Source organism: Acidovorax sp. Root217 (genome assembly GCF_001428645.1).
GTDB lineage: Bacteria > Pseudomonadota > Gammaproteobacteria > Burkholderiales > Burkholderiaceae_C > Acidovorax.
The window spans coordinates 725-23,624 of sequence record NZ_LMIH01000015.1; the positions used below are offsets into that span (position 1 = coordinate 725).

The window sequence follows — 22,900 nt, forward strand, 5'->3', positions numbered from 1 at the left end:
CTATTTCTTTGCCTACTTTCTTTTTGCGCAAAAAGAAAGTAGGTGCGCCGCCGGGCGCATACCCCGGCCTCCGCCCGCAGCAAAGGCACACAGCTCGCACAGCAACCATCCGGCCCCAAAGAAAAATGGCCGCGGACCAACAAGGCCGCGACCACTCTTCAGCACATATCACCCGTGATCACTTGGGCAACAGCACCTTGTCCACCACATGGATCACACCATTGGACTGGTACACATCCGCAATCGTCACATTCGCTGTCCCACCCTTTTCATCGGTCAGCATGATGGTCTTGCCACTGGCCTTGGCCGTGAGCGTGCCCCCAGCCACAGTCTTGATGCTGGCCATGCCCTTGCCATCGGCAATCATCTTCGACAAGGCCGCCGCATCCCACTTGCCCGCCACCACATGGTAGGTCAGCACGGTGGTCAGCGTGGCCTTGTTCTCGGGCTTGAGCAGCGTGTCCACCGTGCCGGCAGGCAGGGCTGCAAACGCGGCGTTGGTGGGTGCGAACACGGTGAACGGGCCTGGGCCCTTCAGGGTATCGACCAAGCCGGCGGCCTTGACCGCAGCCACCAGCGTGGTGTGGTCCTTGGAGTTTACGGCGTTGTCGATGATGTCCTTGCTGGCCAGCATGGGGGCGCCGCCCACCATCACATCGGCGGCCAGGGACGGGATGGCTGCGGCAGCCAGGGCTGCGGCGATACCGATGGACGCGAGGCGGGCATTGAAACGGATGGTCATGAAAATCTCCTGAGGTCGATTGATGGACTGACTGACTGTCTTTGACCGCATGAGAAATGCCACGCGGCTGTCAATCAATACGGCGCCCGCACCGCATCGGATTCAAGCGCAGAAAAAATGGCCAAAAAAAAATCGCCCCGCAGCGCTGGCCGGGGGCGATCGATCTCGGGGGCCGGGCGGTGCCGAACCCTGCCATTCGTGGCTAGATGGTGCGACCGAAGGGGCCGTCCGAGCCGACCTGCACCAGGTTCTTCTCCGTCGCCAACGGTTTCGGATTCTTCTTGGCAGTGGGCTTGGCTGGCACTTCCTCGGCCACGCAGTCGGCGTAGTAGCGCACGTGGCCGCCCTCGTCCTCGACCTCGACCAGGCCATGGATGTCGGTCTCGAAGCCCGGGCACAGCTTGGCGAATTCGCGGGCGAACTTGAGGTAGTCCACGATCTTCTTGTTGAACACTTCGCCGGGAATCAACAGCGGAATGCCCGGTGGGTACGGCGTGACCAGGCCCACGGTGATGCGGCCTTCGAGCTGGTCGATCTCCACGCGCTCGGTCTTGCGGTGCGCGATGTGCGCGTAGGCATCCGATGGCTTCATGGCGGGCGTGAGGTCCGACAAATACATCTCGGTGGTCAGGCGCGCGATGTCGTACTTGGCGTACATCTCGTGCACGTGCTGGCACAGGTCCTGCAGGCCCATGCGCTCGTAGCGCTTGTGCTGCTGGCAGAACTCGGGAAGGATGCGCCACATGGGCTGGTTCTTCTCGTAGTCGTCCTTGAACTGCTGCAGCGCGGTGAGCAGCGTGTTCCAGCGGCCCTTGGTGATGCCGATGGTGAACATCACGAAGAAGCTGTACAGGCCGGTCTTCTCGACCACCACGCCGTGCTCGGCCAGGTACTTGGTGACGATGGACGCGGGGATGCCGGTCTTGTCGAACTTGCCGTCCAGGTTCAGGCCCGGGGTGACGATGGTCGACTTGATCGGGTCCAGCATGTTGAAGCCGTCGGCCAACTGGCCAAAGCCGTGCCACTTGGCGCCGGCCTTCTTGCTCTTGCTGTCGCTGCGGATGATCCAGTCTTCCGCACGGCCCATGCCCTCTTCCACGAGCTTGTCGGGGCCCCAGACCTTGAACCACCAGTCCTTCTTGCCGAAGTCGTTCTCGATCTGGCGCATGGCGCGACGGAAATCGAGCGCCTCCAGGATGCTCTCTTCCACCAGCGCGGTGCCGCCGGGCGGCTCCATCATGGCGGCGGCCACGTCGCAGCTGGCGATGATGCTGTACTGCGGGCTGGTGCTGGTGTGCATCAGGTAGGCCTCGTTGAAGAGGTGGCGGTCCAGCTTGGTGGTCTGCGAGTCCTGCACCAGCACGTGGCTGGCCTGGCTGATGCCGGCCAGCAGCTTGTGGATGGACTGCGTGGCATACGTCACCGAGTGCTTGGGGCGCGTGCGCTTCTTGCCCATGGCGTGGTAGGTGCCATAGAACGGATGGAACGCCGCGTGCGGCAACCAGGCTTCATCGAAGTGCAGGTTCTCCACGTAGCCGTCGAGCATGCCCTTGATGGTCTCGGTGTTGTAGAGCACGCCGTCGTAGGTGGACTGCGTGAGCGTAAGCACGCGCGGCTTGACCTTGGCAGCGTCCACGCCCTTGAGCAAGGGGTTGGCCTTGATCTTGGCCTGGATGGCCGCCGGCTCGAACTCGCTTTGCGGAATGGGCCCGATGATGCCGAAGTGGTTGCGCGTGGGCTTCATGAACACCGGGATGGCCCCGGTCATGATGATGCTGTGCAGGATGGACTTGTGGCAGTTGCGGTCCACCACCACCACGTCGCCCGGGGCCACCGTGTGGTGCCACACCATCTTGTTGGAGGTGCTGGTGCCGTTGGTCACGAAGAAGCAGTGGTCGGCATTGAAGATGCGCGCGGCATTGCGCTCGCTCTCGCCGATGGCGCCGTTGTGGTCCAGCAGCTGGCCGAGCTCTTCCACCGCATTGCACACGTCGGCGCGCAGCATGTTCTCGCCATAGAACTGGTGGTACATCTGGCCCACCGGGCTTTTCAGGAAGGCCACGCCGCCCGAATGGCCGGGGCAGTGCCAGCTGTACGAGCCGTCTTCGGCGTAGTCGAGCAGCGCCTTGAAGAACGGCGGCTGCACGCCCTCCAGGTAGCTCTTGGCCTCGCGGATGATGTGGCGCGCCACGAATTCGGGGGTGTCCTCGAACATGTGGATGAAGCCGTGCAGCTCGCGCAGGATGTCGTTGGGCAGATGGCGGCTGGTCTTGGTCTCGCCGTGCACGTAGATCGGCACTTCGGTGTTCTTGCGGCGCACTTCCCCGATGAAGCTGCGCAGGCTCAGCACGATGGGGTCGAGCCCCTCGCCCACAGTGAACTCCTCGTCGTCGATGGACAGGATGAACGCACTGGCGCGGCTTTGCTGCTGCGCGAACTGCGACAGGTCGCCATAGCTGGTGACCCCCACCACCTCGAAGCCCTCGGCCTCGATGGCTTGCGCCAAGGCGCGAATGCCCAGACCCGAGGTGTTCTCGGAACGATAGTCCTCATCGATGATGATGATGGGAAAACGAAACTTCATGCGCAGCCTCCGTGAAACCGTGCCCTGCCGGCCAAAAAACGAAATAGGCGCGAAGTGTAAGGAATAACGAAGTCAGGCCTTTGACCTGGGGTTCTTTTGACCCAGAATGTGGTGGATTAAGAACAGACACACAGGCTGTTCAGAATCGGAAGAACACACAACACAGGAGGAGGTACACATGGAGGAATCCACCATCTGGTGGCTGGCGGCAGGGATCGTCGTGGTGGCAGAAATGCTCACGGGCACGTTTTACTTGCTCATGATGGCCGTGGGCCTGGTGGCGGCGGCCTTGGCCGCGCACATGGGCCTGTCTTCGGCCTTGCAGATCATCGTTGCGGCGCTGGTGGGCGGCGGGGCCGTGGTGGCCTGGCACTTTGCCAGGCGCAAGCGCCCGGGCGACCCATCACCGCGCGCAGACCGCAGCGTGAACATGGACGTGGGTGAAACCATCCTCATCGAGGGCTGGAACCCCGACGGCACCACCACCGTGAAATACCGGGGCGCCATGTGGACGGCCATCCACCGCCCGGGCGTCACCCCTTCCACCGGCATGCACCGGGTCGCCGAACTGGTGGGCAACCGCCTGCTGGTCGACCCCATGTAACCCCCAACGTTCAAGAACACTGAAAGTCGTCCATGGACAAAACCTACATCGCGCTCGTCATCATCGTCATCGTGGCGGTCTTCATCATCCGCAGCTTCAAGCAGGTGCCCCAGCAGAACGCCTGGGTGGTGGAACGCCTGGGCAAGTACCACAGCACGCTGGCGCCTGGACTCAAACTGATCATCCCGTTCATCGACAAGGTCGCCTACAAGCACAGCCTCAAGGAAATCCCGCTCGACGTGCCCAGCCAGGTCTGCATCACGCGCGACAACACGCAGCTTCAGGTGGACGGCATCCTGTACTTCCAGGTGACCGACCCCATGCGCGCCAGCTACGGCTCGTCCAACTACATCATGGCCGTGACGCAACTGGCCCAGACCTCGCTGCGCTCGGTGATCGGCAAGCTCGAACTGGACAAGACCTTCGAAGAGCGCGACATCATCAACGCCCAGGTGGTCCAGGCCATCGACGAGGCGGCCCTGAACTGGGGCGTGAAGGTGTTGCGCTATGAAATCAAGGACCTGACGCCCCCGGCCGAAATCCTGCGATCCATGCAGGCCCAGATCACCGCCGAGCGTGAAAAGCGCGCCCTGATCGCCGCCTCCGAGGGCCGGCGCCAGGAGCAGATCAACATCGCCACTGGCGAGCGCGAGGCCTTCATCGCCCGCTCCGAAGGTGAAAAGCAGGCCCAGATCAACAACGCCCAGGGCGAAGCCGCAGCCATCATGGCCGTGGCCGAAGCCACCGCCCAGGCCATCGAGCGCGTGGCCGCCGCCATCCGCCAGCCCGGCGGCGAACAGGCCGTGCAGCTCAAGGTCGCCGAAAAGGCCGTGGAGGCTTACGGCAAGGTGGCCGCCGATGCCACCACCACCCTCATCGTGCCCAGCAACATGACCGAGGTCTCGGCCCTGATTGGCTCGGCGATGAAGATGGTGCAGACAACGCAAAGAACCGTGTGACACCACGCTCCGGATGACGGGAGCGAGAAGGCAGCGGAGCGTTTTTTTGCTCCGCTCCGCCCCAACTTCCAAAAGCGGCCCAAACCTGTGGCTATAATCGAAGGCTTCGGAGAGGTGGATGAGCGGTTTAAGTCGCACGCCTGGAAAGCGTGTGTGGGCTAATCCCCACCGCGGGTTCGAATCCCGCCCTCTCCGCCAAAGATACAACCCCAAGTGGCTCACGCTGCTTGGGGTTTTTTCTTGGCTGTGCGGCCTTGCCCGGCCCGCATGCAACCGCCCCAGATCGGCAACCGGAGACAACGCGCATGAGGCTGTCAACCATCTGCCAACGGGCCATGCCCTTCCCCGAAGTGACCGAAGAGCAGCACCACGAATCCGTAGCGCTGCAGAACAAAGGCAAGATCTTCGCCACAGCGCAGGACAGCGAAACAGCGCACAGGGCGCCAAGCGCGCGATCTGCCGGCTGATGGCGAGGTGATCCGCGAGCTGTGCGCGAGCGGGCAATGGCAGGGGACGCGCCTGCCCCAGGCCCGAAAGCCTGAATTTGCGCCCCCGGATCGAGAAGTAGTTAACACTCCAGCGCGGCCGAAGGCTTGTTCCCCGGGCCCTTCAGACCTAACCTTGGCGCACCTGGAATCATCGATCCACAACGCCAAGCCGGCATTCCAGGAGTCAAGTGCGTGAGCTGCGGCAGGCACCCAAGCATCCCCAGCCCTTCCTGCCCTTCCAACTGGAGTAGTCCGATGAAGCATTTCTGCCTCCTGGCCATCACCGCGGCGATCGCGGCCCACAGCCCGCTCGCAAGCGCGCAGGCAACCCTCAACCTGAACGATGGCGCGTTGCGCATCCCCAGCCTGACAGTGGGAGCCGATGTATATACCAACGTGGTGCTGCGCTACGGCGCAGACGGGCGGTTCGGCCTGGAAGCAGCCACGCCCCCTGCCGGCAACCCGGGTGGTGGTGGCGGCGGCGGCGCAGCCCAGACCCTCCAGCTGGCCTATGCGCCCCAGCCGAACACCCAGTACTGGTACAACGCGCAGGGCCGGGTCGTCGCCACCTGCTCGAACCTGCCCCAGGCGGCCATCACCCTCAAGATCCCGGCCGGTGCCACGGCCCAGGCCAAGGTGCCGTTGGTGATTAGCCTGGCGGGCTGGGCTCCCAATGGCAATCCGCCGGCACCCGTGCCGCAGGACCCGGCCGGGATGGACCAGTTCAGCGCTGCCGGCATGGCCGCCGCCACCTTCGAGTACCGCGGCTGCGACAACTGGAGCAGCCCGCTGATCGCCCGCACCAACGTGAACGAGACCTTCGACATCGCCAGTTCGGACTTCGGGCTGGGCCTGGCCGCGATCAAGGCCGCCGTCGCCGAGCGCAACCTGCCCATCGACACCAGCCGCATCGTCGTGGCCGGCACCTCGTTCTCGAGCAACCTCATCTTCACGGTGGCCACCAAGCACCGGCTGCAGGGCGCCATCGCGCTCGCCGGGGGCTGCGACTACGACTGCAACGCCACCGGCACGACCTACGAGCAGCCCAATGATTTCCGGGTCAACGGTGCCGCCATCCGCGTCGCAGCGGTCTCGGGCAGCGCCGACCAGCTGTTCCCGCCGGTCGGTCTGGGCAGCTCGGGCTACGGGGCCTCGGGCGCCCGGGCCCGCATCCTGACGGCCATCCCCGACGGGGCCAGGAAGCCCGCTGCGTTCTACACCTACGTCGCACCAGGCGCCGGCCATGAGGTCAATGCAGCGATGTGGGCCAAGGCGCGCACGTTTGCGCAGTGCATGACCAATGTGCGTCCAGCGGCAGACTGCGCGGCGGACGACCGCTGAGTCGGGGCGCCAGGCCTCAGTGCTGCAGCGCGCTGCGGCGCTCGTGCTTGGCCTGGTACATGGCCTCGTCCGCATGGCGGATGGCCGCATCGGCCGTGTTCAGCCCGGGGTCGGAGCAGACCACGCCCACACTGGCCCCCGGGTACTCCAGGATCCGTTGGCCGGCCAATGGAATGCGGCACACCGTGGCCTGCTGCAGGCGCTGGCGCAGGCTGTGGATGGCTTCGTCGGCGTCCTGCTCGCGCTGCGGGCCCGGGCCGACGAACACGAACTCATCCCCGCCGAACCGGCTCAGGAAGTCGCTTTCGCGCATGGCAGCGCGCAATTGGCCGGCAATGGCGCACAGCAAGGCGTCGCCCGCCTCATGGCCGTGGCTGTCGTTGACCTGCTTGAAGCCGTCGAGGTCGAGAAAAGCCACCATCACCATGCTGCCCGAGCGCCGTGAGCGCGCCTGCAGCCGCTCCAGCTCTTCGAACAGGGCGCGGCGGTTGGGCACGCCGGTGAGGGGGTCCAGCAAGGCCATGGTGGACAGCAATTCGTTCTTGCGCTGCAGCTCCTCCAGCAGTTGCTCGCGCTCGACCTGCTGGGCAATGAGGCCGGCGAACAGCTGCAGGATTTTCTCGGTCTCGGGAGTGAGTTCGGTGCGCTCGGCACTGGCTGCGCACAGCGTGCCATAGACCGCGCCGTCGGACAGCCGCACCGGCATGCTCACGTAGGTCTGGATGCCCAGGGCGGCTGCAGCCTCCGAATCGCCCCAGCAGCCCTGCACGTCGGCCGTGAACATGCGGCCTTCCTTGAGGGCGCGGTAGCACAGGGTGTCGCCCCAGGGCACGGTCAGGCCCTCGGGAATCTCCATCTTGCGCGTATTGCGTGAGTACAGCACGTGCTGCAGCGCGCGCTGGAAGTCAATGGTGGTCAGGTAGGTGGATTCCAGCCGCGTGACCTTCTCCAGCATCTCCAGCAGCGGGCGGGTCAGTTCTTCCAGCGTCTTGGCCTGGACGACGGAGTCGGAAAGTCGGGCGAGAAGCGGTTCCATGGCAGCAGCAACGATGGGGTACATGGTTGGCATGTCAGTCCACCTGCGGACGCAGCCCAAGCTGGCAATGTACGCCAATTGTGGCAATTAATTTATTGCCACACGAAGAAATGCAGGATAGAGCCGCTTTTGCTATCGGGCTGCAGCTGCAGCCGCTGCGGGCGATCCAGCAACCTGTCATGACGTGCAGCAACTCACCTTTCCCTCACGCAGACGCGCCCTCCAATTCCTGCGCGGCAAACACCTCGCGTGCCGCGGCCAGGCCATTGAGCGCCGCCGGGAAGCCCGCGTAAACGGCCATCTGCATGATGACCTCGACGATTTCCTCGCGCGTGACGCCCACGTTCAGGGCCGCTTGCAGGTGCACCTTGAGCTGCGGCGCGGCATTGCCCATGGCGGTGAGTGCCGCAACCACGGCGATCTCGCGGCTGCGCAGATCCAGGCCGGGGCGCGAGTAGATGTCGCCGAACGGGAACTCGATCAGGTAGCGCGCAAAGTCCGGCGCGATGCCGGCCAGGCTGTCGATCACCCGTTCGCCGGCCTCACCGTCGATTTCGCGCAGTTTGGCCAGGCCCTGCTGGTAGCGGTCGGGGGCGGGATGTTTGGGGGAGGCTTGAAGCACGGGGTTTCCTTTCAGGTGGCGGGGGTGCGGCTGCAAGGGAACGCGTCTCCAAGGCCCGGTAGTGGGCGATCTTGTCCTGCAGCGCCCCGGCGGAGGGCTGCATGGACTCGATCATTGCCAGCACGTCTGCCAGGTGCTGCTCCAGCAACTGGCGGCGTTCTGGCACGGTTGCATTCCCTTCGCCGCGAAGCCTGGCGAAGGCCTGCATCTGCCCGATGGGCATGCGGGTCTCGCGCAGGCGCAGCAGGAATCCGATCCACTCCATGTCCGACGCCGCATAGCGGCGCTGGCCGCCGGGTGCGCGGTGGACGGGCGCGATCAGCCCTGCGCGCTCGTAGTAGCGCAGGGTGTGTGCGGTCAGTCCGGTGCGCTCGGCGACCTCGGAGATGGTGAGATGGAATGCCATGGGACCGATCCTAAAAGTTGGAGTGCACTCCAAGTCAAGGGATTAAAGCGCACCTATCATCGCTGGAAGATTCGCTGCGCCAGCGCACCTGCAACCCCCAAGGAATCCCATGAACAGCCATCTGGCCCCGGTCGATCTGACCAAGGCCTACCGCCTTCTCAACCACGGCCCCACGGTGCTGGTCTCGGCCCGCCACGCCGGGGTGGACAACGTGATGTCCGCCGCCTGGGCCTGCGCGCTCGACTTTGCGCCACCCAAGCTCACGGTAGTGATCGACAAGGCCACGCGCACACGCGGGCTGGTCGAGGCCAGCGGCAGCTTCGTGATCCAGGTGCCCACCGCCGCGCAGATGCAGCTCACGCACGACGTGGGCAACACCAGCCTGCACCAGGACAAGGACAAGCTGCGCCACCACGGCGTGGAGCTGTTCGACATCGAGGGGCATGACCTGCCCTTCGTGGCCGGCTGCTCGGCCTGGCTGGCCTGCAGGCTCATCCCCGAGCCGCACAACCAGCAGGCCTACGACCTCTTCATCGGCGAAGTGGTGGGCGCCTGGGCCGATACGCGCGTGTTTTCGGGCGGCCACTGGCACTTCGAGAGCGCAGGGCCCGAATGGCGCAGCCTGCACTATGTGGCCGGCGGGCAGTTCTATGCGATTGGCGAATCGCTGGTGGCGAAGACGGCCAGCAAGGCCTGAGAGGCTGAGAGTCTTTCGTCCATGCCCGCCTTGCACGCCAAAACACCCCGGCTCGATCCGGGGCGTTTTGACGCGCCCTCGGACACGGCCAAAAAACTCCCAGCCTCTGAAATCGGCGCTCCATGGCACACATCACTTCTGCTGCAACAGCGCACCGGCCACAGCGCCGCCAGGCACCCGCACCTGCGGCAGGCAATCGGGGTACTCGCGCTGGATGAAGGTCACCAGTGCCTCGCGCACGCGGCAGCGCAGGTCGAACGCCAGGCCCGAGGAGCGGGCCGAGACCAGCACGCGGATCTGGATGGTGCGGTCCGTCGCCTCGGTCAGCTGCAGCACGCTCACGCGCCGGTCCCACTCGGGCGCGGTGTCGAGCACGCGCTTCAATTCCTCGCGCAGGGGGTCGAGCGGCAGGGCGTAGTCGGCGTGGAGGAACACCGTGCCCAGGATCTCGGAGCTGGTGCGCGTCCAGTTCTGAAACGGGTGCTCGATGAACCACTGCAGCGGGATGATCAGGCGCCTCTCGTCCCAGATCTTGAGCACCACGTAGGTGCCGGTGATCTCTTCCACCCTGCCCCATTCGCCCTCGATGATGAGCACGTCGTCGATGCGAAACGGCTGGGCCAGCGCAATCTGCAGGCCCGCGATCATGTTGCTGAAGACCGGCCGCGCGGCGATACCCGCGACGATGCCCACCACTCCGGCCGATGCCAGCAGGCTCGCGCCCACCTGGCGCGCACCGGGAAAGGTCATGAGCGCCATCGCCAGGCCAGCCATCACCACCGCCGTCATGGCGGTGCGCGACAGCACGCGCGCCTGGGTGGCGATGCGGCGCGCCGTGAGGTTGTCTTCCACGTCGGCCGGGTGCTTGGCGATCACCCCGTCGGCCAGCCCGCCGATGGCCGCAATCAGTAGCCAGCAGGTGCCGGCGATGACGGCCAGCCCGTTGAAGTGCCGCACCGTGGCGATGTGGCGCAGGTCATCGCTGGCCACCTGCCACACCAGCTGCAGCGCGATCAGCGGCAGCAGCAATCGCACCACCGGCACGCAGGAATCGAACACCGCGCGCAGCACGGGCACATGGCCCGTGGCCCGCCGAAGCACCACGGTGGCGATGCGGTGCACGATGCCCGCCACTACGATGGCAGCCACGGCCACCACGCCGGTGTGGGTCCAGGAGGTGGGGTCGAACCAGTCCATCACACTCATGCGGGTGCGGCGGGGTGTATACCCCGCATCAGCAAGGCATGGCGCCTGGGCTTTCGGGTATTGGGCATGGGCGGCTCCGCAAACAGTAGAGCCGCCATTGTCGAAAATTGCTGCACAGCAGCATGTCAGCCAATGCCGACAATGCTCCATCGAGCCGGATGTGGTTGGCGTTGATCAGTTATACCGTGGCCCTGGCCTCGCGGTCCACTGCCGCAGCAGCATGTTCTGGCTGCACCCGGCATAACGCACTGTCTGCGGCTCCCCGCCCAGTTCTCCTACTGGCTGCAAATCCGTATGACACCGCCTACTGGGTGATGCGCGCTATCGCTGCATGCAGCATCTGCGGTGTGCAGGGCTTGGGCAGGACCTCGAAGCCCAGGTGGTGGATGTGGTCGAGCTGCTCGGCGTAGCCGGTCATCAAAAGCAGCTTCTGCGCGGGCCATGTGCCACGGATGTGCCTGGCCAGGGCCACGCCGTCGATCTCGCCGGGCATCACCACGTCCGACAGCACCAGATCGGGCCGTTCGCCCTGCTCCAGCAGCGCACGCGCCTTGGCCGCGCGGTCCACCCGCGTCACGCGGCAACCCAGCGATTCGAGGATGGGCACCAGGGAGGCCGCGACCTCGTCGTTGTCTTCCACCACCAGCAGGGTCTTGCCCAGCGAGGCCAGCGACGGGGCCGGGCCCGCATCCTCGCTCGCCGCCTGCGGCACCGTGCTCGGGAAGAACAGGCGGATGCGGGTGCCGACCCCCTGCTCGCTGGCAATCTCTGCCCGCCCGCCCATGCGCTGGCACATGCCATAGACCTGGCTGAGCCCCAGGCCCGTGCCCTCGCCCACGGGCTTGGTGGTGAAGAAGGGCTCGAACACCTTGCTCAGCAGCTCCGGCGGGATGCCGTTGCCCGTGTCGGCCACCTCGATGAGCACCATGGCGGGCATACCCTGGCCCGCTTCGCTCTCGCTGGCGTTGCGCGCATGGATCACGAGGCTGCCGCCCTGGGGCATGGCGTCCCGCGCGTTGATGGAGAGGTTGAGCAGCGCCAGCTCCAGCTCCGCCAGGTCCAGCACCACGGGGGCGGTGGCGGGATCCACCTGCACCTGCAGCTGTACCTGGCTGCCCAGCACGGGGGCGATCAGGTCCTGGATGGAGGGCAGTTTGTCCTGCAGCACCACATGCTCGGCCACCAGGGGCTGGCGGCGCGAGAAGGCCAGCAGCTGGCGCGTAAGGTTGGTGGCCGACTTGACGGCCCGGGCGATGGAGTCGAGCTGGCGGGTACCGGCGTCGGGCACCGTGCGCTTGAGCAGGTGCAGGTTGTTGCTGATGACCATCAGCGCGTTGTTGAAATCGTGCGCCACGCCGCCCGTGAGGCGGCCCAGGGCTTCGAGCTTTTGCGCCTGCAGCAGGGCCTCTTCGGCGCGGCGGCGGGTGACGATCTCCTTTTCCAGGCTTTCCATGGTCGAGAGCGCGGTACGCGCATTGCGCAGCGCCATGCGCGCGGCAAAGAACAGCGCAGCCACCGGTAGCGCGCCCAGTGCGAACAGGGCGCCCAGCTGGCGCAGCACTTCGTTGCGCAGCGCAGTCAGGTTCATGCCCGTGCCCACGAACAGGGGGTAGCTGCCCACCTTGCGGTAGGCGATGATCCGGTCCTGCCGGTCCACCGACGAAATGCCGCGCATCTGGGCAGCCGCTTCGCCCTTGAGCAGGCGTTCCATCACCGGGCTGCTCGGTGCCAGCCGGTCGGGTGCATTGGCGACAAGGGGCCAGCGCGTGTAGATGGCGCCGTCTTCGCGAAACAGGTTCACCGCCAGGCCGGGCTCGTCGGCCACCAGGTCGCTGTAGAAGTCCTGGAAGTACCCGGCGAGCAGGCTGACGTTGACGATCCCCCCGAACTGGCCATTGTGGTCCTCATAGCCGATGCTGATGTCGATGATTTTCTCCTGCGTGGTCCGGGTGACCATCGGGGCAGAGACATAGCGGTGGCCCGGCGGCTGCAGGCGGTGGAACTGGAAGTAATCGCGGTCGGACACCTCGAACACCGGTACCTGTGCAAACCGGCTGCTGGCGATGGGCTTGCCCTCGGCATCGATGATCCAGATGGACTGGATCTGCGGCTGGTCCTTGACCCGGGCGAGCATGGCCGCATGCAGGTCGGTGGCATGGATGCGCAGCTCCTGCGGGCTCCTGCCGCTGACCATGGCCAGCACCCGATCCTGCAACGCCTCGGACGCGGCCATGACCTTGGAGGCATGCTCATGCGCCACCCTGAGCGAACGGCTCACGCGCAGCTCGGCCTCCTCGCGTGCATCCACATAGCCCACGGCCCCGAACACCAGGTAGATGAACAGAGGCACGGCCACGCTCAGCATGACCAGCAGCCGAAGCCACTTCACCGAGGCCCGGGCTCTGGACTGGTTGTCATCACGCGCCACCGGTGGTTCCCATGTCGTTGGTGCCAGAATTGGCTGTCGGTTGTTGTTCGGGGGTCGATTGGGCTTGGTCGCCCCCTCAAAGTATCAACGAATTTGTGGGGAATTGCCCGTGCTGGCATGCAGGCGCCACCAACTTGCAGGAGCGTGGCAAGGGCGCGACACGGCTCCCTTGATCAGCCCACGCCGAGGGCCAGGGCCAGATAAGGCGCCGTGCGGCTACCCTTCGCCGCTGCCACGGTGGCCGGGGTGCCCTGTGCCACAATGCGCCCGCCCGCCTCGCCCGCGCCGGGCCCGATGTCGATCACCCAGTCGCAGGCCGCCACCACGCGCATCTCGTGCTCGACCACCACCACCGTGTTGCCTGCGGCCACCAGACCATCGAGCTGGGCAAGCAGGCGGTCCACGTCGGCCGGGTGCAGGCCGGTGGTGGGCTCGTCCAGAACGTAGAGTGTGCCGCCGCGCTGGGTGGGCCGCTGCAGCTCGGTGGCCAGCTTGATGCGCTGGGCCTCGCCGCCGCTCAGCTCGGTGGCGGGCTGGCCCAGGCGCAGGTAACCGAGGCCGATGTCGCGCAGAACCGCCAGGGGGCGCAGCACCTGGGGTTCGCCGGCAAAGGCGTCGCAGGCGGCATCCACCGTGAGGCCCAGCACGTCGGCGATGGACAGGCCGTTCCAGGCAATCTCCAGGGTGGCCGCGTTGTAGCGCGCGCCGTGGCAGGCGGGGCATGGCGCGTACACGCTGGGCATGAACAGCAGCTCCACGCTCACGAAGCCCTCGCCCTCGCAGGTGGCGCAGCGGCCCTTGGCCACGTTGAACGAGAAGCGCCCCGCGTCGTAGCGCCGCTTGCGCGCGGCTGGCGTGGCGGCAAAGAGCTTGCGCACGCCGTCGAACAAGCCCGTGTAGGTGGCCAGGTTGGAGCGCGGCGTGCGGCCAATGGGTTTCTGGTCCACCTGCACCAGGCGCCGGATGTGCTCGCTGCCGGCCACGATGCGCCCGGCCACCGGGGCGGCATCGCCCGCCGGCGCCTCGCCATCGTCGGGCATGGCGCCGGCCGTGTCCTCCTCGTCCGCCACCACCGGGCGCCCCAGGTGGGCCGAGACCAGTTCCAGCAGGGCCTGGCTCACCAGGCTGGACTTGCCCGAGCCCGAGACACCGGTCACCGCTGCCATGCAGGCCAGCGGAAACGCAGCATCGAGTCCGTGCAGATTGTTGCGCGTGATGCCTTCCAGCCGCAGCCAGCCCTGGGCCTGGCGCGGCGTGCGCTCCACCACGGCACGGGCCGCATCGCCGAACAGGTAGTGCCGCGTCTGCGACCGCTCCACCTGGGCCAGGCCGGCCGGCGGGCCGCTGTAGAGCACCTCGCCGCCGTGCTCGCCCGCCGCCGGCCCCACATCCACCAGCCAGTCGGCGCGGCGCATGGTGGCCACGTCGTGTTCCACCACGAAGATCGAGTTGCCCGCGGCCTTCAGGCCCTGCAGCGCCGACAGCAGCGCCTCGCCATCAGCGGGGTGCAGGCCGGCCGAGGGCTCGTCGAGCACATAGACCACGCCGAACAGCTGCGACGAGAGCTGCGAGGCCAGGCGCAGCCGCTGCAGTTCGCCTGGCGAGAGCGTGGGGGTGCTGCGGTCGAGCGAGAGATAGCCCAGGCCCAGGTCGATCAGGGCCAGCACGCGCTTGCGCAGGTCGCTGGCCAGGCGCTGGGCGGCAATCACCTTTTCTTCGGACAGCCAGTGCGTGCGGTGCACGTCGGGCGCGGCGGCGTGGGCCGCAGGGCGCTTGCTTCTGGCGCGGCCTGCGGGCGCATCGGGCGTGGGGTCGCCCTCCCCCAGCCGCCCTTCGGCCGCAGGCCGCAGCAGTTCGGCCAGCGCCGTGAGCGGCAGTTGCGACAGGCTGCCGATGTCGTGCCCGGCAAAGGTGACCGACAGCGCCTCGCTCTTGAGCCGCTTGCCCTGGCACACCGGGCACAGCGTACCCACCATATACTGGGCCACGCGCTTTTTCATCAGCGCGCTCTGGCTGTGGGTGAAGGTGTGCAGCACGTGACGCCGCGCACCGGTGAAGGTGCCCATGTAGCTCGGGGTGAGCTTGCGCTTCATCGCATCCTTCACCTCGTCGATGCTGAAACCCGCGTACACCGGCACGGTGGGTTGCTCGTCGGTGAAGAGGATCCAGTCGCGCAGCTTTTTGGGCAGCTTGCGCCAGGGCACGTCCACGTCGTGGCCCAGGGTGGTGAGGATGTCGCGCAGGTTCTGCCCCTGCCATGCCAGGGGCCAGGCGGCCACCGCGCGCTCGCGGATGGTCAGCGAATCGTCGGGCACCATCGATTGCTCCGTCACCTCGTACACCCTGCCCTGGCCATGGCAGTGCGGGCAGGCGCCCTGCGGGGTGTTGGGCGAAAAGTCCTCGGCATACAGCATGGGCTGGCCGGCGGGGTAGCGGCCGGCGCGCGAGTACAGCATGCGCAGCGGGCTCGATATCGCCGTGACGCTGCCCACCGAAGAACGCGTGCTGGGCGTACCGCGCTGCTGCTGCAGTGCCACGGCGGGCGGCAGCCCGTCGATGCTGTCCACCTGAGGCACGCCGGCCTGCGCGATGAGGCGCCGCGCATAGGGCGCCACCGATTCGAGGTAGCGCCGCTGGGCCTCGGCGAACAGCGTGCCGAAGGCCAGGGACGACTTGCCCGACCCCGAGACGCCGGTGAACACCACCAGCGCATCGCGCGGGATGTCCACGTCCACATCTTTCAGGTTGTGCTCGCGGGCGCCGCGCACGCGGACCATGCCACGGGGCGGGGATGTAGAAGCTTGGTCAGGGGAGACAGGAGGCATCGGGGCACGGCGCGAGGCCGGGGAAATCGGGGGCATCGGGGGGTTATCCTAACGGGGACCGGCGGACCCTCTTGCGGTGCTGCTCGGCCAGCACCTGCGCCCTGCACCCTTCGGTCCCGAATTGCCTGGCCTGGCTCAGCGCACGGCGGCACCTTTGAGTTCCTTCAACAGCAGCACCACCTGGTTGGACGCGTGGCGGCAACTGCTGCCCAGCACCCTGAGCGACTGCTGCTGCTCGCCCGCCTGGAACAAGGTGACCACGGCAGCCGCCTGCTGATGAAAGTATTGGTGCCGGGCCACGAGCATGGCAAAAACCGTGTGCTGCCCGTAACGCGCGTGTCCGGTTCCAAACAGCCAGCGGCCCAGGTCACACCGATGGTCCTGGCAGATCAGCTCCGGCCGCATCACCTCGGACGTGCGGCCATGGACCATGTCCTCCAGGCGGGTGCGCCAGCGCTCGTGGATGGCGATGTATGCGTCGATGTCCATCTCCAGGGTGAAGTGGTCGGCAACCTCGTCGTCCAGCACGAGTTCGCTGGCGTTGTCCTCCGGGTCCCAGGCTGCTTCAGGGCTGGATCGGACTCGCTCACGGACCCTGAGCAACCGAGTGAAAAATCCCATCTTCATTCCTCTTTGTTCCGCCATTGAGCGGCCATCCCCATACGTTGTCCATGCGTGCCTGCCGGATCAGCCCCAGATCGGCGGCGACGCATGGATGCTGAATGAAGCGGCCACCGAAATCCATAACCCAAATGATCTAGCCCCGCTGTCCCTCGCCAGCCAAACTGGATTCAGCCCCGCACCGCCCCGTGCAGATCGAGTGCGTTGTCCGTCGCGGCGCCGCGCGCCGTGTTGTCGAAGATGCACCACACGCTGCACGCCTCGCGCGCTGCTGTCTGCAGCCGCAACGCCAGGGCGTTGATCAGCGCGGCGTCGTAGGCCGAGTAGTACACGCGGGGCGAGCCGTGCAGCCGGCAATAGACCAGCCCGGGCCAGCCGCCGGGTGCCCGCCCACGGTCGTGCAGCACCGGGTCGGCCAGTACGCGGGCGACCCGCCAGTGGGCCAGCAGTGCATCCCCTTCGGCCGTGAACCAGCTGGCATGGCGCGGTTCGACGGCAATGCCGCCCCCGGCATGCCGGCGCCGCAGGCTGCCCAGGAACGCATCGGCCACCGCAATGTCGAGCGACAGGCTGGGCGGCAGCTGGACCAGCAGGCAGCCCAGGCGGGTACCCAGGCCCTCCGCCTGGTCCAGAAAGGCCTGCAGCAAGGGCTCGGTGTCCTTCAGGCGCGCCGTGTGCGTGATGCTGCGCGGCAGCTTGGCGCAAAAGCGGAACGCGGGCGGCGTGGCCGCAGCCCAGCGTTCGTACGTGCTGCGCTGGTGCGACCGGTAGAACGACGAGTTGATCTCGACAGCCGGCAGGTGCTGTGCATAGCGCTCCAGATGGGAGCCAGCAGGGCCTGCCGAGGCAAACCGGTGCTGACTGGCACGCGGCAGGCCCCAGCCCGCGGTGCCGATCATCAGGGGTGCAACGGCGGTGTCGCTCGGATGTGCAGGGCTGTGGGCCACCCCTGCGGGCGTCAGCATGGGGCGGCAGACGCTCGCATGCCCTGCGAGCCGGCGCCGCTGTGTGCGTAGGGGCGCCATGCACGCAATGGCTGGGCCAAGCGGTCCGCCACCACCCTCAGCACGGCTGGGTTCCAGGGCATGCCGCAATGGCTGCCCTCGATTTCGATGGATTCGGCGCGTCCGGCTCGCTTCATGTCTCTGCATGCCTGCCAGGCGACCACGCCATCGGTCCTGCTGTAGATTGACGTGGTAGGCACTGGCGGGGCCGTGCGCAGCTTTCCAATCATTTTGGAGTCGGCTGGGGGCGTGCTGCCATTGAGCAGGCGGTACACCAGTCCCACGTTGGTGTGTTCGGCGGCGCCCGCAACCGGCGTCCCGATGGTGATTACCTGGCGCACGCGTGAGCGCAGGCGCTTGGCCACTTCGCGCGCATAGATGCCACCCAGGCTCCAGCCAATCAGGCTGATGGGCGCGGCATGGCCGGCGGTTCGCGCTTGCACGTCCTGCGCCAGCGTGTCGAGCCAGGCATCGATCTCGCCCTTGGGGCCGGTATTGAGCCCCTGCCCCCAGTCGAAACAGCGGTAACCCAGGCGCTCGCAGAACGAACGCAGGGGCCGCGTCACCAGCCCATTGGTGGCCAGACCGGGAAACACGACGACGGCATGCCGATCACCCTGGGGCAAGGCGGCTTCACGCATCACCTGGTGCTGCGCAAACTCCCATCCGGCGCGCACGGGCTCAAGCGCCAGCAGTGCGTACGAAGGGGGGCGAATGGGCGAGTTCGATGGCGATCTGCTGGGCATGGAGGGCTCCGATAAGGCTGGCCTCCATGGTGCCGTCACGGGCTCTGGCGCCGTGCAGCACTTCGCCCCAAGCTCGGGTCGGCGCTGTCTTACGCGCTCCAGCCTACTGGATCAGGTTGTTCTTGAGCGCGTAGTAGGTCAGGTCGCTGTTGGAGTCGAGGTGCAGCTTTTCCATCAGGCGGGTGCGGTAGGTGCTCACGGTCTTTACGCTCAGCGACAGGTCTTCGGCGATGTCGCCGACGTTGGCGCCCTGGGCCAGCTTGAGGAACACCTGGAACTCGCGCTCCGACAGGTGCTCGTGCGGGGGCCGCTCACCCGGGCGGTTGAGCTGCTGGGCCAGCAGCTCGGCCACGGTGGGCGTGAGGTAGCGCTTGCCCAGCGCGATGACGCGGATCGCCTCGACAATGTCGGCGGGCTTGCAATCCTTGTTGAGGTAGCCGCTGGCCCCCTGGCGGATGAGGTTGATGGCGTAGTGCTCCTCGGGGTAGCCGCTGAGGATGAGGATGCCCATGTCCGGCGCCTTGGCGCGCAGCATGGACATGGCATCGAGCCCGCTCTGCCCGGGCATGGCCAGGTCCATCACCAGCACGTCGATGTCATGCTCGCGGATGAGGTCGATGGCCTCGCGCCCGTTGGAGGCTTCGCCCTCCACCCGCAGATCCACATGGTCGGCCAGGAACTGGCGCAGGCCTGCACGAACAATTTTGTGGTCATCCACGATGCCGATCTTGATCATTGCGTCTTCTTCTTTGGTTAATGAAAAACTGGTGTAAGTACCGTCAATTCCTGGCCGCATCCTTGGGCACATACGCCAGCAGGCGCATCGCCCCCGACAGGGACACAGCCGCCGCCGCATAGCCGTCCCAGGGGGCATTGCCCTGGCGCAGGCGCTCGCCCACGGTGCGCACCGTCCAGTGCGCGCCGCTGGTGAGCTGGCCCAGTTCGGACCAGGCCACCGGCACCGAGATGCCCATGCCCTCGCGCGAGCGCGCGGACCAGGCGCTCACCGTGGTGGCCCCGCGCCCGTTGCGCAGGTAGTCCACAAAGATCTTGCCCACCCGGTTGCGCGGGCCGCTCTTGGCGACGAAGCGCGCCGGGATGGTGTCAGCCAGGTGCTGCACCACGGCCTGCGAGAAGCCCTTGACCGCGTCCCAGCCCTGCAGCCGCTTGAGCGGCACGACCACATGCAGGCCCTTGCCACCGCTGGTCTTGAGGAAGGCCGGCAGGTGCAGCTCCTGCAGCATCACCTGCACCAGTTGGGCCGCCTCCAGCACGTTGTCCCACGGCACGCCCTCGCCGGGGTCGAGGTCGAAGGTCATGCGGTCGGGCCGTTCGATGCGGTCCTTGCGCGCGTTCCAGGTGTGGAACTCCAGCACGTTCATCTGCGCGGCCGACAGCAGGCCCTCGGGTTTGGCCACTTCGAGCAGCGGCGCATGGCCTGCGTCGAGTGCGGGGTCGAGCAGCGTGACGCCGTCCATGGCCCCCTTGTCCAGGTGCTTCTGGAAGAACAGCTCGCCGCCCACGCCATCGGGCGCGCGCACCAGCGAGACGGGCCGGCCCTTGAGGTGCTCCATCATCAGCGGCGCCACGGTGGCGTAGTAGCGCACGAGCTCGATCTTGGTGATACCGGTGGAAGGATCGATCACGCGGTCGGGGTGCGAGATGCGCAACGATTCGGGCAGTGACTCGCATGCCTTGGCCACACCAGCCTTGCGGGCCGGTTTCTTCTTTTTGTCGATGGCTTCCATGGCCTGCGGCTTCTCCTGCACGATGGCCCGGGCCGGCTTGTCCGCGCGCAGGCCATGGAATACGGAGTGCCGGATGCGCCCTTCCTTGGTCCACTCGGCAAACGACACCTCGGCAATCAGGCGCGGCTTGACCCAGTGGGCCTTTCTGCCGACGGCAGTGCCTTCGGGGAACGGGCTCTTGGCGGTGGTCAGCGCGGTGAGCCTGGTGTGCAGCTCCTGCAGCGTGCGTTCGGTGAAACCCGTGCCCACATTGCCCGCGTAGCGCAGCGCACCATCGTCGCCATGCACGCCGAGCAGCAGCGAGCCGATGCCGGTGCGCGAGCCCTGCGGGTCGGTGTAGCCGCAGACCACGAACTCCTGCCGATGGCTGCACTTGAGCTTGATCCAATCGGCATTGCGCCGGGAGGCATAGGCCGCCGACTTGCGCTTGCCGATCACGCCCTCGAAGCCCAGGTGGCAGGCCGAAGACACGAGGTCGGAAGGTTTGGCCTCGAAACTTTCGCTGAAGCGCACGCGGTCGTTGGCCACCTGCGCCACCCGGGCGCGCAGCATCTCGCGGCGCTCCACCACGGGCAGGCCACGCAGGTCGTGCCCATCGGCATAGGGCAGGTCGAACGCGTAGTACACCAGATCCTTGGCCACGCTGGCGTCAAAGGCGTTCTGCAGGGCCTGGAAGTCGGGCGTGCCATGGGCATCAATGGCTACCACCTCGCCGTCGAGCCAGCCGGACTGCATCGGCAACTCGCCGATGGCCTTGACCAGCTGGGGCATGCGGTGCGTCCAGTCGTTACCGTTGCGCGTGAACAGGCGCACCGAGCGGTTGTGCACCCGGGCCAGCAGGCGGTAGCCGTCGAACTTGAGCTCCCAAAGCCAGTCCGTGGTGTCCGCTGGCGGCTTGTCCACTAGCGTGGCCAGCTGCGGTGCCAGGGTGTCGGGCAGCGGCACCTTGGCCAGCTTGGCGGCTTTGGCCTGCACCACGGCGCCACGGGCAACGCCTGCGGGCCGGGGCGGCGCCAGGGGCGCCAGCGAGGCCACGCTGTCGGGCATCTCCTCGACCACGCTGAACTCGGCTGCCGGCCGCTCGAAATCGTCGTGCTCCTTGATCAGCAGCCACGGGGGCTGCCGTTCATCGCTTTTGCCACCCTTGCCGTGCATGCGCACCAGCGTCCAGTGGCCCTTGAGCTTGTGGCCATGCAGTTCGAACTTGAGCTTGCCCTTGCGGTAGCCCTCGGCCGCATCGCCCACGGGCACCCAGTAGCCCCGGTCCCAGACGATGACCTTGCCTGCGCCGTACTGCTTGGGGGGTATCTGGCCCTCGAACGTGTTGTACGAGATGGGGTGGTCTTCCACCTGCACGGCCATGCGCTTGTCGGACGGGTCCAGGCTCGGGCCCTTGGGCACGGCCCAGCTCTTCATGCTGCCGTCGAGCTCCAGGCGCAGGTCGTAGTGCAGTCGGCTGGCCCAGTGCTTCTGGATCACGTACTGCAGCGCCTCCCCACCCGGCGCCCCGCCATCGGCTGGCTCGGGCGTGATGGCAAAGTTGCGCTTTTGCTTGTACAGGGCGAGGGAGTCGGCCATGGGGTGGTCTTTCGCCATCTCTTTCGCCATACGTCAGGCCGCCCGGCGCGCCAGGGTCTTCTTGGCGGGCGCCTTCTTCGCCGGGGCCTTGGCGGCGGCCTTTTTTGCAGGCAGCTTCTTCGCCGCCGTCTTTATTGCTGCGGGCAAGGGCGTGACCGATGCCGGTTTGTCCTTGGCCTGTACCGCAGCTGCCTTGCCGCCCTTGCCCTCCAGGCTGCGCTTGAGCAGCGCGGTCAGGTCCAGCACGTCGGCGCCGGCCGGGGCGGTTTCCTTGCCACTGTCGACCTTGACCACGGCAGCGGTTTCGCCCGAGGCCACCTTGGTCTCCACGAGCTTGTGGATCTCCTGCGCGAAGGAATTGCGAAAGCTGTCGGCATCCCAGGCCTGCGTCATGTCCTCGATGAGTTGCAGCGCCATGTCCATTTCGGCCGGCTTGATGCCGGCGGCCTTGGCATCGAGGGGAGGCAGGTTCAGCTGCTCGAACGAACGGATCTCGCCACCCCAGCGCAGCAGGTTCAGGACCAGCGCGCGCCCACAGGGGATCAGCACCGCCAGGTGCTGCTTGGACTGGATGACCACCTTGGCCACGCCCACCTTGTTGCTTTGGCGCAGGGCCTCGCGCAGCAGCGCATAGACCTTCTCGCCGCGCTTGAGCGGGGCCGTGTAGTAGGGCCGCTCCAGGTAGACGAAGGGAATCTCGTCGGCATCGAGAAAGGTCTCGATCTCGATGGTCTGCGTGATCTTGGGGTAGGCGGCTGCGATCTCTTCGGGCGTGAGCACCACGTAGTGCCCATCCTCGTATTCGATGCCCTTGACGATGTCGGCCGTGGCGATCTCCTTGCCCGTGACCTTGTTCACGCGCTTGTAGCCCACGGGCTCCATGGAGCGCTTGTCGAGCCAGTCGAAGTCGATGCCCGAGCTCGCCGTGGCCGAGTACAGCCCCACGGGGATGTGCACCAGTCCAAAGCTGATCGCCCCCTTCCACATCGTGCGGGTGGAAGTGGGTGCCTTGCCTGCATCCTCTTTGTCCTGGGCCATCGCAATGCCCCTCAGCGGGCGTGGCTCAGGTACTCGCGCACCTTGTCGGCCGAGGAGCCGACGGCCGCCACGGCCTCGCGCAGCTGCGCCTCGGTAACGCCCAGGCTGTTGGTCCAGTCGCGCACTTCGTAGTGCTCGGCGAGGCTGATGAAATGGCGGTCTTGGGCGGTCTTGCTGTGGTCGTCGCTCATGGCGTGGTTCCTTCTCAGAGGGTGCTCTGGAAAGTA

20 protein-coding genes and 1 tRNA gene are annotated in these 22,900 nt (G+C 66.5%); 6 read left to right on the plus strand and 15 right to left on the minus strand.

The genetic code is table 11. The features are described from left to right. Positions 1–178: 178 nt before the first annotated feature. Both ASE31_RS16310 and ASE31_RS16315 read right to left on the minus strand, forming a co-directional pair. Positions 179–742 carry a fasciclin domain-containing protein gene (locus ASE31_RS16310; RefSeq protein WP_057202877.1) on the minus strand — a complete coding sequence of 188 codons (564 nt, stop codon included), beginning with the start codon at positions 740–742 and terminating at the stop codon, positions 179–181. 202 nt (positions 743–944) lie between these two features. Continuing rightward, positions 945–3,326 carry an arginine/lysine/ornithine decarboxylase gene (locus tag ASE31_RS16315; protein WP_057202878.1) on the minus strand — a complete coding sequence of 794 codons (2,382 nt, stop codon included), beginning with the start codon at positions 3,324–3,326 and terminating at the stop codon, positions 945–947. A gap of 178 nt (positions 3,327–3,504) precedes the next feature. On the opposite strand from ASE31_RS16315, the gene ASE31_RS16320 reads away from it, so the two are divergent. The 5 genes from ASE31_RS16320 to ASE31_RS16335 all read left to right on the plus strand — a co-directional run bounded on the left by ASE31_RS16320 (position 3,505) and on the right by ASE31_RS16335 (position 6,718). Next, a complete protein-coding gene (locus ASE31_RS16320) occupies positions 3,505–3,930 on the plus strand; it encodes an NfeD family protein (RefSeq protein WP_057202879.1) in 426 nt (141 codons plus the stop codon). Between the two features lie 32 nt (positions 3,931–3,962). Beyond that, positions 3,963–4,889: an SPFH domain-containing protein gene (locus tag ASE31_RS16325; protein WP_057202880.1), complete on the plus strand. Its 927-nt coding sequence runs from the start codon at positions 3,963–3,965 to the stop codon at positions 4,887–4,889. Positions 4,890–4,997: 108 nt separating this feature from the next. Beyond that, positions 4,998–5,087, plus strand: a tRNA-Ser gene (locus tag ASE31_RS16330). A gap of 107 nt (positions 5,088–5,194) precedes the next feature. After that, positions 5,195–5,356, plus strand: coding sequence for a hypothetical protein (locus ASE31_RS31705; RefSeq protein ID WP_157412529.1), 162 nt, complete (start codon positions 5,195–5,197; stop codon positions 5,354–5,356). Between the two features lie 276 nt (positions 5,357–5,632). Next, on the plus strand, positions 5,633–6,718 hold the full coding sequence (locus tag ASE31_RS16335; protein ID WP_057202881.1) for a hypothetical protein: 1,086 nt from the start codon (positions 5,633–5,635) through the stop codon (positions 6,716–6,718). A 16-nt stretch (positions 6,719–6,734) separates the two neighbouring features. Here the strand turns inward: ASE31_RS16335 and ASE31_RS16340 are convergent, their stop codons facing one another. The 3 genes from ASE31_RS16340 to ASE31_RS31085 all read right to left on the minus strand — a co-directional run bounded on the left by ASE31_RS16340 (position 6,735) and on the right by ASE31_RS31085 (position 8,782). Then, positions 6,735–7,754 carry a sensor domain-containing diguanylate cyclase gene (locus ASE31_RS16340; RefSeq protein ID WP_057202969.1) on the minus strand — a complete coding sequence of 340 codons (1,020 nt, stop codon included), beginning with the start codon at positions 7,752–7,754 and terminating at the stop codon, positions 6,735–6,737. 205 nt (positions 7,755–7,959) lie between these two features. Then, positions 7,960–8,376 (minus strand): carboxymuconolactone decarboxylase family protein, encoded by a 417-nt coding sequence (locus ASE31_RS16345; RefSeq protein ID WP_057202882.1) that lies wholly within the window; start codon positions 8,374–8,376, stop codon positions 7,960–7,962. Beyond that, on the minus strand, positions 8,297–8,782 hold the full coding sequence (locus ASE31_RS31085) for a MerR family transcriptional regulator (RefSeq protein WP_082604196.1): 486 nt from the start codon (positions 8,780–8,782) through the stop codon (positions 8,297–8,299). The genes ASE31_RS16345 and ASE31_RS31085 overlap by 80 nt, the downstream gene beginning before the upstream one ends. A gap of 109 nt (positions 8,783–8,891) precedes the next feature. Here ASE31_RS31085 and ASE31_RS16350 point away from each other — a divergent pair, with 109 nt between their 5' ends. Then, positions 8,892–9,479, plus strand: a complete 588-nt coding sequence (locus ASE31_RS16350; RefSeq protein WP_057202883.1) for a flavin reductase family protein — start codon at positions 8,892–8,894, stop codon at positions 9,477–9,479. A 132-nt stretch (positions 9,480–9,611) separates the two neighbouring features. Here the strand turns inward: ASE31_RS16350 and ASE31_RS16355 are convergent, their stop codons facing one another. The 10 genes from ASE31_RS16355 to ASE31_RS16400 form a co-directional block, all read right to left on the minus strand. After that, the gene (locus tag ASE31_RS16355; RefSeq protein ID WP_369819463.1) at positions 9,612–10,685 is read right to left on the minus strand and encodes a mechanosensitive ion channel family protein; all 1,074 of its coding nucleotides are present in this window, start codon (positions 10,683–10,685) and stop codon (positions 9,612–9,614) included. A gap of 304 nt (positions 10,686–10,989) precedes the next feature. After that, positions 10,990–13,074 (minus strand): hybrid sensor histidine kinase/response regulator, encoded by a 2,085-nt coding sequence (locus tag ASE31_RS16360; RefSeq protein ID WP_057202885.1) that lies wholly within the window; start codon positions 13,072–13,074, stop codon positions 10,990–10,992. A gap of 212 nt (positions 13,075–13,286) precedes the next feature. Further along, entirely contained in the window at positions 13,287–15,938 is a 2,652-nt protein-coding gene (locus tag ASE31_RS16365; RefSeq protein ID WP_057202886.1) for an excinuclease ABC subunit UvrA, read from the minus strand. A gap of 135 nt (positions 15,939–16,073) precedes the next feature. Then, positions 16,074–16,559: a CZB domain-containing protein gene (locus tag ASE31_RS16370; protein WP_057202887.1), complete on the minus strand. Its 486-nt coding sequence runs from the start codon at positions 16,557–16,559 to the stop codon at positions 16,074–16,076. A gap of 170 nt (positions 16,560–16,729) precedes the next feature. Then, a complete protein-coding gene (locus ASE31_RS16375) occupies positions 16,730–17,524 on the minus strand; it encodes a DUF72 domain-containing protein (RefSeq protein ID WP_057202888.1) in 795 nt (264 codons plus the stop codon). Then, the gene (locus ASE31_RS16380; protein WP_057202889.1) at positions 17,518–18,309 is read right to left on the minus strand and encodes a triacylglycerol lipase; all 792 of its coding nucleotides are present in this window, start codon (positions 18,307–18,309) and stop codon (positions 17,518–17,520) included. Before ASE31_RS16380 ends, ASE31_RS16375 begins: the two co-directional genes overlap by 7 nt. Positions 18,310–18,412: 103 nt before the next feature. Beyond that, positions 18,413–19,045 carry a response regulator transcription factor gene (locus tag ASE31_RS16385; RefSeq protein ID WP_057202890.1) on the minus strand — a complete coding sequence of 211 codons (633 nt, stop codon included), beginning with the start codon at positions 19,043–19,045 and terminating at the stop codon, positions 18,413–18,415. 43 nt (positions 19,046–19,088) lie between these two features. Further along, a complete protein-coding gene (gene ligD / locus ASE31_RS16390; protein WP_235514572.1) occupies positions 19,089–21,635 on the minus strand; it encodes a DNA ligase D in 2,547 nt (848 codons plus the stop codon). Positions 21,636–21,668: 33 nt separating this feature from the next. Then, entirely contained in the window at positions 21,669–22,673 is a 1,005-nt protein-coding gene (locus ASE31_RS16395; RefSeq protein WP_057202892.1) for a Ku protein, read from the minus strand. Positions 22,674–22,684: 11 nt separating this feature from the next. Then, a complete protein-coding gene (locus tag ASE31_RS16400; protein ID WP_057202893.1) occupies positions 22,685–22,864 on the minus strand; it encodes a DUF3606 domain-containing protein in 180 nt (59 codons plus the stop codon). Positions 22,865–22,900 lie beyond the last annotated feature (36 nt).

Coding starts and splice junctions, on each gene's coding strand:
- ASE31_RS16380 (WP_057202889.1), bottom strand. CDS start 18,309: ATGCCCAGCAGATCGCCATCGAACTCGCCCATTCGCCCCCCTTCGTAC.
- ASE31_RS16375 (WP_057202888.1), bottom strand. CDS start 17,524: ATGCTGACGCCCGCAGGGGTGGCCCACAGCCCTGCACATCCGAGCGAC.
- ASE31_RS16395 (WP_057202892.1), bottom strand. CDS start 22,673: ATGGCCCAGGACAAAGAGGATGCAGGCAAGGCACCCACTTCCACCCGC.
- ASE31_RS16365 (WP_057202886.1), bottom strand. CDS start 15,938: ATGCCTCCTGTCTCCCCTGACCAAGCTTCTACATCCCCGCCCCGTGGC.
- ASE31_RS31705 (WP_157412529.1), top strand. CDS start 5,195: ATGAGGCTGTCAACCATCTGCCAACGGGCCATGCCCTTCCCCGAAGTG.
- ASE31_RS16310 (WP_057202877.1), bottom strand. CDS start 742: ATGACCATCCGTTTCAATGCCCGCCTCGCGTCCATCGGTATCGCCGCA.
- ASE31_RS16350 (WP_057202883.1), top strand. CDS start 8,892: ATGAACAGCCATCTGGCCCCGGTCGATCTGACCAAGGCCTACCGCCTT.
- ASE31_RS31085 (WP_082604196.1), bottom strand. CDS start 8,782: ATGGCATTCCATCTCACCATCTCCGAGGTCGCCGAGCGCACCGGACTG.
- ASE31_RS16315 (WP_057202878.1), bottom strand. CDS start 3,326: ATGAAGTTTCGTTTTCCCATCATCATCATCGATGAGGACTATCGTTCC.
- ASE31_RS16385 (WP_057202890.1), bottom strand. CDS start 19,045: ATGATCAAGATCGGCATCGTGGATGACCACAAAATTGTTCGTGCAGGC.
- ligD (WP_235514572.1), bottom strand. CDS start 21,635: ATGGCCGACTCCCTCGCCCTGTACAAGCAAAAGCGCAACTTTGCCATC.
- ASE31_RS16335 (WP_057202881.1), top strand. CDS start 5,633: ATGAAGCATTTCTGCCTCCTGGCCATCACCGCGGCGATCGCGGCCCAC.
- ASE31_RS16320 (WP_057202879.1), top strand. CDS start 3,505: ATGGAGGAATCCACCATCTGGTGGCTGGCGGCAGGGATCGTCGTGGTG.
- ASE31_RS16325 (WP_057202880.1), top strand. CDS start 3,963: ATGGACAAAACCTACATCGCGCTCGTCATCATCGTCATCGTGGCGGTC.
- ASE31_RS16370 (WP_057202887.1), bottom strand. CDS start 16,559: ATGGGATTTTTCACTCGGTTGCTCAGGGTCCGTGAGCGAGTCCGATCC.
- ASE31_RS16340 (WP_057202969.1), bottom strand. CDS start 7,754: ATGGAACCGCTTCTCGCCCGACTTTCCGACTCCGTCGTCCAGGCCAAG.
- ASE31_RS16355 (WP_369819463.1), bottom strand. CDS start 10,685: ATGAGTGTGATGGACTGGTTCGACCCCACCTCCTGGACCCACACCGGC.
- ASE31_RS16400 (WP_057202893.1), bottom strand. CDS start 22,864: ATGAGCGACGACCACAGCAAGACCGCCCAAGACCGCCATTTCATCAGC.